Genomic DNA, 13,208 nt, shown 5'->3' with positions numbered 1-13,208 from the left:
CCAATGGCCGGGCTGCCGCCGAGGTGCGCGGTTTCGCGCGGGGATTTCCTCCGTATAGTGCTGCATGAAGGCGAAGGCCAATGGCCAGCGCCAGCAGAAGACGCAGAACTTGCGGCGCGAAAGCGGAGACCTCGCAGCGAATGACCGATATGCCGACCCCGCCGCGCGAAACCCGGCTCCCTGGCCGCTTCATTCTCGGCACACGTGGCAGCCCATTGGCCCTGGCGCAGGCGCACGAGCTCGCCCGCCGGCTCGGCGCCGCCCATGGCTGGGACAGCGCTGAGCTGCCGCTCGACGTGATCCGCACCACCGGTGACGCGATCCAGAACCGGGCGCTGTCGGAGGCCGGCGGCAAGGGACTCTTCACCAAGGAGATCGACGCCGCCCAACTCGCCGGCACCATCGATTTCGCCATCCATTCCGCCAAGGACTTGCCGACCGCACTGCCCGATGGCCTCGTCATCGCCGGCTACCTGCCGCGCGAGGATGTCCGTGACGCGCTGATCGCGCGCGGCATCTCCAGCCTCGCCGACCTGCCGCAGGGCGCAATCGTCGGCTCGGCCTCGCTGCGCCGCCAGGCGATCCTGAAGCGGGTGCGGCCCGATCTCGAGGTGACGCTGCTGCGCGGCAATGTCGGACGGCGACTGGAGAAGGTCGCGAGCGGCGAGATCGACGCAACCCTGCTCGCGCTCGCGGGGTTGCGCCGCCTCGGCCTTGCCGACAAGGCAAGCGGCATCCTCTCGCTCGAGGAATGCCTGCCCGCAGTCGGCCAGGGCGCCATCGCCGTGGTGATTCGCGCCGGCGATGCAGCTGCGGCAGCGGCGCTCGCCCCGATCATCTGCCGCGACACCGGCCATGCCCTCGCCGCCGAACGCGCCTACCTGACCGAGCTCGACGGCTCATGCCGCACGCCGATTGCCGGCCACGCCACCGTCGATGGCGCGCGCCTGCACTTGCGTGGCCTTCTGCTTTCGCCCGACGGTAAGGCTAGCGCCGAGGGTGAGCGCCTTGGTTCCGTCACGGAGGCCGCGCAACTGGGAGCCGATCTTGGGCGCGAACTGCGCGCCCGCGCCCCGGCCGGCATCTACGATCCCGCCTGAGCGAAGTCCGTACGAGGAGACGATATGCGCGTTCTGGTGTTCAGACCTCAGCAGGATGCCGAGCGCAGCGCGCAAGCCTTGCGCGAGCGCGGCAGGGATCCGGTGGTTGCGCCGCTGTTCCAGATCGTGCCGAGTAGCGAGAAGCCGCCGAAGGGGCCGTTCGACGCCCTCGTCCTGACCAGCGCCAATGCCGTGCCGGCAGTGGAAACCCTGCCGAAGACCTGGCGCAGCACGCTGCCAGCCTTCTGCGTCGGCGCGCGCACGGCGGACACGGTCGGCAAGCTCGGCTTCACCGCGCACAGCGCTCAGGGCGGGCGCGCTGACTTGTTGGCGCTGATCCTCGAGCGCTTGCCCAAGGGCCAGAAGCTGCTCTTCGTCGCCGGCCGCGACCGCCACGAGGACTTGCCGCGGCAACTGCGCGATGCCGGCCACGAGGTCGTGCTGTGGACGGCCTATGAGGCCAAGGCGGTCGACGCACTGCCCCCCCCTGCCGCCGACGCCCTGCGCGACGGCTCGGCCGACGCCGCCCTGCATTATTCGCCGCGCAGCGCCCAGATCTTCCTCGATCTCGCCGGCAAGGCCGGACTGGCCGAGCAGGCGCAGGCGCTGCCCCAGCTTGCACTCTCGATCGAGGTCGCCGCGCCCCTGATCGCGGCTGGCTCCGACACCGTGCTCGTCGCCGAGCACCCCGAGGAAGCCGCCCTCTTCGCCGCGCTCGACCAGCTTCCCGCTCGCACTCTGCTGACTGGCGATGCTAAGGAGCCAGCAGCGGCAGAGGACAAGGACGGCATGACGGCAGAGCCGAGCAGCGAACAGGGCCCGGCCGGTAAGCGCCGCAATCGCTCCGGCAGGACACCGCCGACGATCGAGCTTGCCGCCACCGAAGCCGTCGCGACCTCATCTGCCGAGGCTACCGCTTCGGCAACGAGCACGGCCGAGGCCGAGCGCACCGAGACGCAAGCCGAAGCCGTGCTGCCGACCGAAGCGCTCGCCCAGGAATTCACGCCACCGCCGGTACCAGAGCATCAGCGCCGCTACAGCCTGCCGACCGTCGCGCTCGCCGGCCTCGCAGGCGGGGTGGTCGGCGCCGGCCTGGTGCTGCTAGCCATGCGGCTCTCAGCTCCTGATGACGGTGCGCGGCTGGCCGAACTCGCCAAGCGCGTCGAGACCTTGCAGGCACAGAGCGCCGCTTTGCCCAATCGCGCCGCACTCGATGCCGTCGACCGCAAGGCAGCGGCAGCGGCTGAGAGCGCCGCCAAGGCAAGCGGCGAGGCGCAGGCCAATGCCGCCCGGCTCGCCGAGCTTGCCAAGGCCGCTCCGGCTGGCGGTGCGACGATCGCCGCCGGGCTGAACGAGAAGCTCGACCGCGCCGACAGCACTGCAAACGCTGCCCGCGACGCAGCCGCGACGCTGGGCCAGCGTCTTGCCGGCGTCGAAGCGGCGGCCAAGAGTGCCGCCCAGCCGAGCCGGCAGGCGCTGGCCGCCGCACGCGTTGTCCTGGCGGAGCGCATCCGTGACGCGATCGGCTCGGGCCGGCCCTTCCAGCCCGATCTCGCCGCCCTCGGAGACATCCCCGCCGAGCAGCGGGCGGCGCTGAGCGCCGTGGCCGGCTCCGGCGCCGCGACCCGCGATCAACTGCTGACGCAATTCGGGAGCCATCGCGCCCTTTTCGTGCGCGAGACCGCGCCGGCCGCGAACAACTGGGAAGACAAGCTGCTCGGACTGGCGAGCCGCATCGTCACCATCCGCCCGGTCGGCGAATCCGGCTCGACCGATCCCGCGACCCTGCCGATCCGGCTGGAAGCGGCGCTCGCCCGGAACGAGGTCGTGAAGGCGGCTGAGCTCTGGACGCAATTGCCCGAGCCGGCACGGCGTGGCAGCGAAGCTTTCGGCCTGGCGTTGAGGCTGCGAGCGATCGCGGAATCGACGATCAACCACATCGCGCAGGATGCGGTCGCGGCGCTGGGTACGGCAGGCTGAGAAGGATAGATCCCGATGGTTCGCGTACTGGTCTATCTCTTCATCATCGCGCTCGTCGCCGTAGGCGCAGTCTGGCTCGCCGATCGGCCGGGCGAAGTCTCGGTCCTCTGGCAGGGCTACCGCATCGAGACCAGCGTCGCGATCGCCGCAATCGGCGTCGTCGTGCTCGCCTTTCTCACGCTGGTCGCCTGGGCGATCATGCGCTTCGTCTTCGGCCTGCCCTCCGCCTTCGGCTTCGCCTCGCGTGCCCGGCGCCGGGCACGCGGCTTCGAGGCGATCTCGCGCGGCATGGTCGCGATCGGCGCGGGCGATCCCATTGCCGCCGGACGCCATGCCGTCGATGCCCGCAAATTCGTAGCCAATGAGCCGCTGACCTTGCTGCTCGAAGCGCAGTCGGCCCAGCTCTCCGGCGATCGCGGCCAGGCCGAGGCCGCCTTCAAGGCGATGCTCGACAAGCCGGAAACGCGCGTGCTCGGCCTGCGCGGCCTCTTCGTCGAGGCGCGCCGGCGCGGCGACATGACGGCGGCCCGCGCCTTTGCCGACGATGCGGTGCGCCGTTCGCCCTCGCTTGCCTGGGCCAATGATGCCCTGCTCGACTTCCATACCGCCGCCGGCGACTGGCAGGCGGCTCGCACCGCGGTCGAGCGCCGGGCCGCGCTGCGCCTCGCCGACAAGGGTGAGGCCAAGCGCCAGCGCGCTGTCCTGCTCGCGGCCGAGGCGCTCGACGCCAAGGATCGCGAGCCCGAAAAGGCTCTCGCCGCCGCGCTCGAAGCAGTCAAACTCGCGCCGGGTCTCACCCCCGCCGCCGCCCTGGCCGGCCGGATGCTGTCGGAACGCGGCGACATCAAGAAGGCCGCACGGCTGCTAGAAGCCGCCTGGAAGCAGGTCTCGCATCCCGACGTCGCCAGCGCCTATCTCGACGTCCGCCCCGGCGATAGCGCCCGCGACCGCCTTGCTCGCGCCGAGACACTGACCAAGCTGCGACCGGCTGATCCCGAAGGCGTGCTGGCCCTTGCCGGCGCCGCCATTCACGCCCAGGACTTCGCCCGCGCCCGTTACACGCTGAAGCCGCTGCTCGCCGGCGGCGCCTCGGTCCGCGCCTGCCTGCTGATGGCCGAGTTGGAAGAGGCCGAGCATGGCGCCACCGGCCGTGTTCGCGAATGGCTGGGGCGCGCCACCCGCGCCCCGCGTGACGCCGCCTGGGTCGCCGATGGCCTCGTCTCCGATCAATGGCTGCCGGTCTCGCCGATCTCCGGCCGGCTCGATGCCTTCGTCTGGACCGTGCCGCCGGCGACGCTCGGCAGCCAGGGCGCCCATCTCAACGACGACGTCATCGCCGATCTCGACGAACCCTCGGCGCCATTGCTGGAAGGCAAGGCCGAGGTCGCGGAAGCCGTGACGGTGCCGGCCCCGGCCGGGCTTGCCCCGCCCGTGACGATCGAGCAGCCGAAGGCCGAGGCGAAGCCGGAGCCCAGGACCGAGACCAAAGCGGAACCGCCCGTCGCGCCAGCTCCGCCCCCTGCCGAGCCTGTCGTCGAAATCTCACCGGTGACGACGAAGCCGGCGTCCCAGCAGGCCAAGCCCGCCCCGGTCGTCTTCCCGGTCGCGCATGCGCCCGACGATCCCGGCCCGGAACAGCAGGCCCCGGGCGAGGCCAAGGGCCGCTTCCGGATCTTCAGCTGACGCCGCAGCGCGCGTCATTCTCGGCTGCAGCGCAGCGGAGAGCCGAGAATCTCGTGACGAGAAGGCTCCGGTTGGAGTCGCCTCCGGCCTGAGATGCTCGGGGCAAGCCCGAGCATGACGCGTGATCTTTGGGTGCGATTTTTTCCCCGCACGCCTATAGACGGCCCATGACCACACCCGAAACCACCTCCCCACAATCCGCCACCGAGCTCGTCATCGAGCCGGAACAGGCGGGCCTGCGCCTCGACAAGGCCCTCGCTTTGCTCGGCGGCGAGGTCTCGCGCGCCCGCCTGCAGCAGGTGATCAAGGAGGGCGGCGTCAGTGTCGACGGCGCGGTCGTCGTCGATGGCAGCCGCAAGGTTGTCGCCGGCCAGCGTCTCTGCCTCGTCATGCCGGAGGCCAAGCCCGCCGCGCCGGTCGGCCAGGACATCCCGCTCACCGTCGTCTTCGAGGACGAGCACCTAATCGTGATCGACAAGCCGGCCGGGCTCGTCGTCCATCCCGCCGGCGGCCACGAAGATGGCACGCTGGTCAACGCGCTGATCGCTCATTGCGGCGAGAGCCTTTCGGGCATCGGCGGCGTGCGCCGGCCGGGCATCGTCCACCGGCTCGACAAAGACACCAGCGGCCTGCTCGTGGTCGCCAAGAACGACAAGGCCCATCGCGGCCTTGCCAAGCAGTTCGCCGACCATGGCCGCACCGGGCCGCTGGAACGGGCCTATCTCGCTCTGGTCTGGGGTTCGCCCCGCCGGCAGACCGGCACGATCGATGCCCCGATCGAGCGCTCCAACCGCAATCGCGAAAAGATGATGGTGGTCGGCGAAGGCCGCGGTCGCGAGGCGATCACCCATATCGAGCTGATCGAACGCTACCCGCCTCTGCTGCGCGGCCATGAGGAGATCGAGGCGCTGGCGAGCCTGGTCGAATGTCAGCTCGAGACCGGCCGCACCCACCAGATCCGCGTCCATATGAGCCATATCGGCCACCCGCTGCTCGGCGACCAGCTCTACGGCTCCGGTTTCATGACCAAGGCGAGCCGCCTGCCGGAGAAAGCCCAGGCCGCGCTCGCCGATCTCGGCCGCCAGGCGCTGCACGCGCGCCTGCTCGGTTTTGAGCATCCGGTCACTCGCGAGGAATTGCGCTTCGAGTCGGAACCGCCGGCAGACTTTGCACGTTTGCAAGCCGAGCTCTCGATCCTGTGACGGATTTTTGCTGCGCTGCCCACTTTCCGCCACCCTTGCATCGTCTATACTGCGCTGCGAAAGCGGATGGCTAAAGGGGCGCCGCTTGGGGTGTGCAGCAGGCAACTGGACGGGAGTCGTCGCCTAGGCAGCACATCGGATGATCCTGCCCGATGGAACATCGGGTGGTTGGCTCGCCGCAGAGCGGGGGCCGGAAAAGGAGAACGAGCATGGCGATTGCGTCGTTGCCCGTCATGTCCGCAGAGGGCGGACTTTCACGTTACCTGGACGAGATCCGTCGGTTCCCGATGTTGGAACCGAACGAGGAATTCATGCTGGCCAAGAGCTGGCGCGAGCATGGCGACCGCGACGCGGCCCATAGGCTCGTGACCTCGCATTTGCGCCTCGTCGCCAAGATCGCCATGGGCTATCGCGGCTACGGGCTGCCGATGGGCGAAGTCGTATCGGAAGGCAATGTCGGCCTGATGCAGGCGGTCAAGCGCTTCGAGCCCGACAAGGGCTTCAGGCTCGCGACCTATGCGATGTGGTGGATCAAGGCCTCGATCCAGGAATACATCCTGCGTTCCTGGTCGCTGGTGAAGATGGGCACCACCGCCAACCAGAAGAAGCTGTTCTTCAACCTGCGCAAGGCGAAGAGCAAGATCTCGGCGCTTGGCGAGGGCGATCTCAAGCCCGACCAGGTCAAGACCATCGCGACCAAGCTCGGCGTCAACGAGCAGGACGTGATCGACATGAACCGCCGCCTCGGTGGCGACGCCTCGCTGAACACGCCGCTGCGCGAGGACGGCGAAGGCGAGTGGCAGGACTGGCTGGTCGACGACAGCGAAAGCCAGGAGCGCCGCCTCGCCGATTCCGAAGAGAGCGACAACCGCCATCTGGCGCTGCGCGAGGCGCTTGGCGTGCTGAACGATCGCGAGCGCCGCATCTTCGAGGCGCGCCGCCTTGCCGAAGATCCGATCACTCTGGAGGAGCTCTCCGAGGAGTTCGGCGTCTCGCGTGAGCGCGTCCGCCAGATCGAGGTCCGCGCCTTCGAGAAGGTGCAGGACGCGGTCAAGAAGGCGCTGGTGAAGATCGAGGCACCGCGGGCCGCCCTGCCCGCAGCCTAGAGCAGGATGCGAAAAAGTGGGAACCGGTTTTTCGCAAGAATCCTGCTCTAACTCTTTGATGAGAGACGGATTCAGATTTCAGATGGAAGCGCCTTGCGATTCCATCTGAAATCATCCGGCTCTAGAGCCCGTTCTGATTAGCTTGCGGCGCAAGCTAATCAGAAAAACGGTCTCTAAACTTAAGTGAGAGACGGATTCACCGATCAGATTGAACCAATCTGATCGGATCCGGCTCTATCAGTAGAGTGGTAGCAGCGGCTGCAAGGGCAGCCTGAGCGGCCCGAGGAAGACCCTGCCATCGCGCAGGACGATCGGCGGCAGCGGCGCAAGCCCTGCCGCCGCATTGTTTTGCGCGCTGTCGCCACCGCGCCCGCCGAACAGTGCGCCCAGGCCCGCGGTCAGGCCGCCGACCTTGATGCCGGCGATGCGGTCGACGCCGGCGACCGCGGCCGAGACCTGGCCGGCCGGCCGGTGCGCCTCGTCGAGCCCGATCCGGCCCGTCGCTTCCAGCCGTGTCGGGCCCTTGGTCAGCGCAAGCTTGGTCACGTCGAGCCCGCCGCCGGCGGTCCTCCAGGCTTCGAGCGCATCGGGGTTGAAGCCGCGCCGGAAAGCCGGCGCCCGTGACAGGCTAGCCTGCAGGTCGAGATCGGCGAGCTGACCGTTGCCGATCAGCGCCTCCAGCGCCGGCAGCACGCCGCCCTTGGCGTTGACGGCGAGATCGACCGTACCTTCATTGGTGAAGCGTTGCGGATTGGGGCGCAGATGCGCTTCCGCCGCGGTCGCTCGCCAGGTCTCGGCGGCAGCCTGTCCGGCTTCGGTGACGGTGAGCACCGGTTCGCCGAGCACCAGCGAGAAGCGCTCGAAGGCAAGCCCGCTGAGATGCAGGCTGGCGGCGAGCCCCTTCCAGTCGAGGGCGGCTTTCCGCCCCTGCGGCAGGTTGGCCAGCATCGGCCCGGTCATCTGCAGGATGATGTGGCCGGGCGTCCAGACCTGCGCGACCGCCACCGCCTGGCCGGCATCGACCTTGACCTCATCGCCCCAGCGCGAGGAGGTCAGCGTCAGGCTGGCGCAGCGCACCTCGATGCGGAAGGGATAGCCGCCGACATTGCGATCCCGGCAGGTCCAGTTGCGTCCGGCGCGGGCCTCGCGGGCGATGCCGGCATCGAGTTCCTGGTCGACCTTGCTGCGCGCGAAGCCCCAGATGCCCGACCAGCCGGCCGCGAGCAGCGCCAGCAGCACGAAGGGCGCATAGAGCCAGAAGCGGCTGTGCCGGCGCACGGGCGTGATATCTGACATGCGCTGGCGCTCCATTGCGAAAACCTCGGCAGGTTGATAGCGACCGGGGCCGCAACGCGCCAGCGTTGGCGGAGGTCGCCAGCAAGGGATCGCGAAGGCCCTCTCTGGCGAGGCAAGCAGGCTAAATTATGAGGAACGGGATGACGGCGCCGCTTCCGCCGGAAGATCTCTGGGTGTTCGGCTACGGCTCGCTGATCTGGCGCCCGGGCTTCCCCTTCGCCGAGCGCGCGGGCGCGCGCCTGCATGGCTACCACCGTGCGCTTTGCATCTATTCGCATGTCCATCGCGGCACGCCCGAGGTGCCGGGGCTGGTGCTTGGCCTCGACCGCGGCGGCATCTGCCGTGGCGTCGCCTTCCGCGTTCCCGCCGAACAGGCCGAAGAGACGATCGACTATCTGCGCGCCCGCGAGCAGGCGACCTCAGTCTACCTCGAACGCCGGCTCGCTTTACGGCTCGACGACGGCAGGCGTCTCAATGCCATCACTTACATCGCCGACCGCGCGCATCAGCAATATGCCGGGCGCCTGCCGGAGGCAGCGGTGCTGGCGCTGGTCCGTCAGGGCAAGGGCGTCTCGGGCGAGAACCCGGACTATGTCCGGCGCACCCACGAGCACCTTCATGAAATGGGCATCCATGACCCGCTGCTCGCCCATCTCGTGGCCGAACTCGACAGGGCCACGTAGCCAGCGCCGATCTGAGCGCTCACGCCTCGGGCATCAGGTCGAGCAATGCGGCCCGGCGGCTGGCACTGTCCTCGGCGAGCAGATGGACATGGATCTCGCTGGCGCCGGCCATGGCGACGGCATCGCGCCAGCGCGTCAACGCCGCATCGATGCCGAAAGGCCCGCTGTCGCGCGCAGCGACGATCTTGCGATCAGGCGAGACCGCCAGCAGCACCACATCGCTGAAGCCGAGCGCATGCCCATCCTGGACAGCGAAGACCGAGGCGACATAGCGCCGGCCCGAGCGGCCGCGCCAGGCGGTGAAACGGCGCTCGGCGAGATGGGCGGTCGCGCGCAGCGGCATCTCCCGCACCTGCCCCGGCACGACCTCATCGTCGCCGAATGGCGAAACTATCCGCTCCACCTTTGCAGGTTGCAGCGCCTCCAGCAGGTTGAGCTGGCGCGGCATCTTGTCGGTCGACCGGTTGCGATCGAATGGGAACCGGGCTCGGGCGAGAGCAGCCATATCGTTCCTCCTTTGTTCTAGAACAAAATCGGAACAGCGCGGTCCATTGTCAAGGCCGATCAGGCTTGAGGTTGCGGCTCCTGCCGTATGCTGACAGGAGCAGGCACGCCGAGCCGCTCGAGTTCGGCCAGCCCGTCTGCGAGGAGGCGATTGCTCGCGGTCTCAATCTGCTCCTGCAGCAGGGTGTGAAATTCCATTTTGGCCAAGCCAGGTGGAATCGCCGGCAATATCTCGACGCGGATCGTGCCGGGCCGCTTGATCAGGCTGCGACGCGGCCAAAACAGGCCGGCATTGAGCGCGACAGGCACGCAAGGCACGCCGAGTTCGGTGTAGAGATGGGTGACACCATATTTGTAGGCCGGCTCGGCCCCTGCAGGGCGGCGCGTGCCTTCCGGAAAGATCATCAGCTGGCGGCCGTTCTGGCCGAGTTCGATCTTGGCCCGCCGCGTCACCTCCTGCAGCGCCCGGCTGCGCGCCCCGCGATCGACCGGGATCATCCTCAATTTGATCAGGCACCAGCCGAAGAAGGGCAGCCAGGTCAGTTCGCGCTTGAGGATGTAGACGGGATTACGGAACACCGTCACCAGCGCGAAGGTTTCCCAGGTCGACTGGTGCTTGGCGGCCATGATGATGCCGCCCGGCGGAATGTTCTCGATTCCAACGATCTCGCAGCGCGTGCCGACGATCACCCGCATCAGCCAGATCGAGCTCTGCCCCCAGAGCTGCGCGATCCTCAGCAGGAAGCGCGGCGGCAGCACCATCGTCAGCATGGCTGCGAGCAGCCAGAATGCGAGGTTCAGGTAGAAGGCGACGTTGAAGAGGAGCGAGCGGATCAGCAGCATGATCCGCAAGAACCCCGACAGCTGGAATGCGTCAAGAGCCGTCTTGCATCGGGTCAGGCTCCGCGAGCCGGCGACCCCGCCCGCGAGCGCTTGTCGTGCTCGGGGCCGATCTGGTCGCCGGGCTTGGGCGAGACCGGCTTGCGGCCGCCGATGATCACGGAGAGGCGCGAGGTCTCGGGGTCGGTCTCGAGCTTGCTGCGCACGCCGGCGACGAGATATTTGAGGTATTCGGGGACCAGCAGGCGGATCGCGTGCCAGTCGCGCCACCAGCCGGCGACGTCGACCTGATCGGTCACCACCGGATGCGGCACGAAGCGCACGCCGGGCATCGCGTGCTCGAGTTCGAGCAGCGTGCGCGGCATGTGGTAGTTCGAGGTCACCACCAGCAGCGAGCGGAAATTGTGGCGACGGACCCAGCGCCGCGTCTCGATGGCGTTGCCGATCGTGTTGCGAGCGCGATAGTCGAGATCGACACAGCAGGCGAGCGCCTCGCGCGCGCTCGGATTGAGCTTGGCCAGTTCGTCGCGGCCGGTCTTCTCGTTGACGCCACTGATCAGCAGGCGCCGCCCGCGTTCGGCATTGAGCAGGCTGACGGCGTCGCCGATCCGCTGCGCCCCGCCCGTCACGACGACGATCGCATCCGTACGGGGCGGGGTAGCCGCTTCAGCGACTGAGAGGCGCGTGGCGAAGCGGACATATCCCGCAACCAGAACCATCGCCCCGGCAAGGCAGGACCAGAGCAGGACGCGGCCGAGCCAGCGGCGCCGTGTCGAAGCGTCAGCCGTCATCGGTCGCAGGGCAGCCAAGCTGTCCTCAACAGGGGAAAGATGACCTTGCCGGGTTCCAAGCAGCACCATCAGGTTGCGAAACTAACCGCCCAATCGGGCACAATGACGGCACTCTCACAACCCCGCCGCGAAGCGAGTCAGCCCATTGCCCGCAGATAATGCCGCACCGTCAGCCGCGAGACGAGTCCCGCGATCGCTGCCACCACCGCCGCAACCAGGATGACGACCGCATAGCCCGACCAGCCGATCTCGAAGGCCCCGAACAGTGCCTGCAGCTGATCGGCTTCCGGAGTCGCACTCCAGGCCGAAGACAAAAGACCGAGCAGCGCGATGGCAAGGATCGCCGCGAATCCGCCGGCCGCGCCGCCGCGCAACCCCAGCGCGACGAAGCGCGTCTGGAATTCGCGCGCGATGAACTCATCGGTCGCGCCGACGAAATGCAGCACCTCGACCGAATCGCGACTGCCAGCCATGGCGCCGCGCGTGGCGAAGGCAACAGCGAGCCCGGCCGCGACCAGCACCAGCAGCACCACGGCGACCCCGGCCAGAATGATGGTGCTCGCCATGGTCGAGAGGCGGCGCACCCAGAGCCGATGATCGTCGAGCGTCGCGCTCGGCACCTCGCGCCGCAACGTCTGGCCGAACGTGACGAGATCGTTGGCGACGGCCGCGGAGAGCCGGAGCACGATCAGCCGCGGCACCGGCAACTCGACGAGATCGAGCCCGGTGCCGAGCCACGGTTCAAGCAGCTTGTCCGATTCGGCGCGCGGCATCGGCCGCGCTTCGGCCACGCTCGGCACCGCCCGGGCGAGCTCGACCGCGCGCGCGATGTCCTGCTCGATGTTCCGGCGCGGGTCGGGCCTGACCTGGATCGTCATCTCGTTGGCGACAGCACCCCGCCACTGTTCGGAGGCTCGGGCGGCGAGCAGAGCCGCTCCGGCGCTCAGCGCTGCAAGGAAGGTCAGGATGGCAATGACCACGACGAGCGCACGCCCGGCGACCGAATCGACCGGCACCAGGGGCTGATCGCGGCGCAGGCTGGCCGGCAGGCGCTGGCCGCGCGGACGCTCCTCCTCCTCCGCTTCGTCCGTGTCGCGGTGATCAGGCATCGACATGCAGATGCCCATCCGCAAGCACGAGGCGTGGCGCGTCGTAGAGCTCCATCAAGGCGATGTCGTGGGTCGCGATCACCACCGCCGTCCCAAGTGATTGCAACTCCATGAACAGCCGCAGCAGCCGGCGGCCGAGACCAGGATCGACATTGCCGGTCGGCTCGTCGGCGAGCAGCAATTGCGGCCGGCTAATCAGCGCGCGCGCGATCGCAGCGCGCTGCTTCTCACCGCCGGACAGGACCGCCGGCACCGCATGCATCCGTTCGCCGAGCCCGACCCAGCGCAAGAGCTCGACGACCTCGGCGCGATAGCTCGTCTCCTCCTTACCGATCACACGCAGCGGCAGCGCGACGTTCTCATAGACCGTCAGATGGTCGAGCAGCCGGAAATCCTGGAAGACGACACCCATGCGTCGACGAAAATCGGTGAGCGTGGCGGCTTCGAGGCGCGAGACGTCCTGGCCGAACAAATTGACCAGACCGCGCGTCGGCTTGAGCGCCATCAGGACGAGCCGGATCAGCGTGGTCTTGCCGGCTCCCGACGGCCCGGTCAGATACTGGAACGAGCGCGGCGCGATGCTGAAGTTGATGTCCTTCAGCACCTCCGGCCCCATCCCGTACCGCAACCCGACATTCTCGAACCGAACCAACGCCGCTCCTCTCGCTCACTCAAATCCGAATCGTGCCGGACAGGCGCCAAGCCGGCGCGATCCTACACCCAGACGATGGCCCGGCGGGAAGCGCCGAACGTGTTTTCCTCAGTCGCGCATGGAGTCCCTCTCGATCGGGGCAGGCTTGGACTCGAAACGGGAGCCGGCTTTACGCGACATTAACCATAAATCGACCCTATGAAGCGTGGAGCCGCATGCCGCTTCCGCTTCTGCTTGCATGAGGCGGCGAGAGGATCAGGCT

12 protein-coding genes are annotated in these 13,208 nt (G+C 68.3%); 6 read left to right on the top strand and 6 right to left on the bottom strand.

Going from position 1 to position 13,208, the window contains the following annotated elements; genetic code table 11:
- Nucleotides 1–140: 140 nt before the first annotated feature.
- The 5 genes from hemC (at nt 141) to rpoH (ending at nt 7,071) form a co-directional block, all read left to right on the top strand.
- Nucleotides 141–1,100: a hydroxymethylbilane synthase gene (hemC, locus tag B6S44_RS25690; protein ID WP_248309762.1), complete on the top strand. Its 960-nt coding sequence runs from the start codon at nt 141–143 to the stop codon at nt 1,098–1,100.
- Between the two features lie 24 nt (nt 1,101–1,124).
- A complete protein-coding gene (locus tag B6S44_RS25685; RefSeq protein WP_129159711.1) occupies nt 1,125–3,080 on the top strand; it encodes a uroporphyrinogen-III synthase in 1,956 nt (651 codons plus the stop codon).
- Between the two features lie 15 nt (nt 3,081–3,095).
- Nucleotides 3,096–4,763: a heme biosynthesis HemY N-terminal domain-containing protein gene (locus B6S44_RS25680; protein WP_129159710.1), complete on the top strand. Its 1,668-nt coding sequence runs from the start codon at nt 3,096–3,098 to the stop codon at nt 4,761–4,763.
- A gap of 167 nt (nt 4,764–4,930) precedes the next feature.
- Nucleotides 4,931–5,965: an RluA family pseudouridine synthase gene (locus B6S44_RS25675; protein WP_129159709.1), complete on the top strand. Its 1,035-nt coding sequence runs from the start codon at nt 4,931–4,933 to the stop codon at nt 5,963–5,965.
- Between the two features lie 209 nt (nt 5,966–6,174).
- Nucleotides 6,175–7,071 (top strand): RNA polymerase sigma factor RpoH, encoded by an 897-nt coding sequence (gene rpoH, locus B6S44_RS25670; RefSeq protein WP_129159708.1) that lies wholly within the window; start codon nt 6,175–6,177, stop codon nt 7,069–7,071.
- A 237-nt stretch (nt 7,072–7,308) separates the two neighbouring features.
- On the opposite strand, the gene B6S44_RS25665 is transcribed toward rpoH, so the two are convergent.
- A complete protein-coding gene (locus tag B6S44_RS25665) occupies nt 7,309–8,367 on the bottom strand; it encodes a DUF2125 domain-containing protein (protein WP_164985964.1) in 1,059 nt (352 codons plus the stop codon).
- 140 nt (nt 8,368–8,507) lie between these two features.
- Here B6S44_RS25665 and B6S44_RS25660 point away from each other — a divergent pair, with 140 nt between their 5' ends.
- Nucleotides 8,508–9,050, top strand: a complete 543-nt coding sequence (locus B6S44_RS25660) for a gamma-glutamylcyclotransferase (protein ID WP_129159706.1) — start codon at nt 8,508–8,510, stop codon at nt 9,048–9,050.
- 19 nt (nt 9,051–9,069) lie between these two features.
- Here the strand turns inward: B6S44_RS25660 and B6S44_RS25655 are convergent, their stop codons facing one another.
- From B6S44_RS25655 to ftsE, 5 genes are all read right to left on the bottom strand, one after another.
- On the bottom strand, nt 9,070–9,555 hold the full coding sequence (locus B6S44_RS25655; RefSeq protein WP_129159705.1) for a hypothetical protein: 486 nt from the start codon (nt 9,553–9,555) through the stop codon (nt 9,070–9,072).
- 59 nt (nt 9,556–9,614) lie between these two features.
- Nucleotides 9,615–10,397: a lysophospholipid acyltransferase family protein gene (locus B6S44_RS25650; RefSeq protein WP_129159704.1), complete on the bottom strand. Its 783-nt coding sequence runs from the start codon at nt 10,395–10,397 to the stop codon at nt 9,615–9,617.
- Between the two features lie 53 nt (nt 10,398–10,450).
- Nucleotides 10,451–11,203 carry a YdcF family protein gene (locus B6S44_RS25645; protein WP_248309761.1) on the bottom strand — a complete coding sequence of 251 codons (753 nt, stop codon included), beginning with the start codon at nt 11,201–11,203 and terminating at the stop codon, nt 10,451–10,453.
- 119 nt (nt 11,204–11,322) lie between these two features.
- Nucleotides 11,323–12,300, bottom strand: coding sequence for a cell division protein FtsX (locus tag B6S44_RS25640; protein WP_248309760.1), 978 nt, complete (start codon nt 12,298–12,300; stop codon nt 11,323–11,325).
- Nucleotides 12,287–12,946 carry a cell division ATP-binding protein FtsE gene (ftsE, locus tag B6S44_RS25635; RefSeq protein WP_129159703.1) on the bottom strand — a complete coding sequence of 220 codons (660 nt, stop codon included), beginning with the start codon at nt 12,944–12,946 and terminating at the stop codon, nt 12,287–12,289. The genes B6S44_RS25640 and ftsE overlap by 14 nt, the downstream gene beginning before the upstream one ends.
- Between the last annotated feature and the right edge of the window lie 262 nt (nt 12,947–13,208).

The organism is Allobosea sp. Tri-44, assembly GCF_004123845.1.
Classification (GTDB): domain Bacteria; phylum Pseudomonadota; class Alphaproteobacteria; order Rhizobiales; family Beijerinckiaceae; genus Allobosea.
This window is presented reverse-complemented; position numbering and strand designations above follow the sequence as displayed.

What these genes read in the sequence shown, in the direction of transcription:
- B6S44_RS25675 (WP_129159709.1), top strand. Translation starts at nt 4,931, where the DNA reads ATGACCACACCCGAAACCACCTCCCCACAATCCGCCACCGAGCTCGTC.
- B6S44_RS25665 (WP_164985964.1), bottom strand. Translation starts at nt 8,367, where the DNA reads ATGTCAGATATCACGCCCGTGCGCCGGCACAGCCGCTTCTGGCTCTAT.
- B6S44_RS25640 (WP_248309760.1), bottom strand. Translation starts at nt 12,300, where the DNA reads ATGTCGATGCCTGATCACCGCGACACGGACGAAGCGGAGGAGGAGGAG.
- B6S44_RS25685 (WP_129159711.1), top strand. Translation starts at nt 1,125, where the DNA reads ATGCGCGTTCTGGTGTTCAGACCTCAGCAGGATGCCGAGCGCAGCGCG.
- B6S44_RS25650 (WP_129159704.1), bottom strand. Translation starts at nt 10,397, where the DNA reads ATGCTGCTGATCCGCTCGCTCCTCTTCAACGTCGCCTTCTACCTGAAC.
- hemC (WP_248309762.1), top strand. Translation starts at nt 141, where the DNA reads ATGACCGATATGCCGACCCCGCCGCGCGAAACCCGGCTCCCTGGCCGC.
- B6S44_RS25680 (WP_129159710.1), top strand. Translation starts at nt 3,096, where the DNA reads ATGGTTCGCGTACTGGTCTATCTCTTCATCATCGCGCTCGTCGCCGTA.
- B6S44_RS25660 (WP_129159706.1), top strand. Translation starts at nt 8,508, where the DNA reads ATGACGGCGCCGCTTCCGCCGGAAGATCTCTGGGTGTTCGGCTACGGC.
- B6S44_RS25655 (WP_129159705.1), bottom strand. Translation starts at nt 9,555, where the DNA reads ATGGCTGCTCTCGCCCGAGCCCGGTTCCCATTCGATCGCAACCGGTCG.
- rpoH (WP_129159708.1), top strand. Translation starts at nt 6,175, where the DNA reads ATGGCGATTGCGTCGTTGCCCGTCATGTCCGCAGAGGGCGGACTTTCA.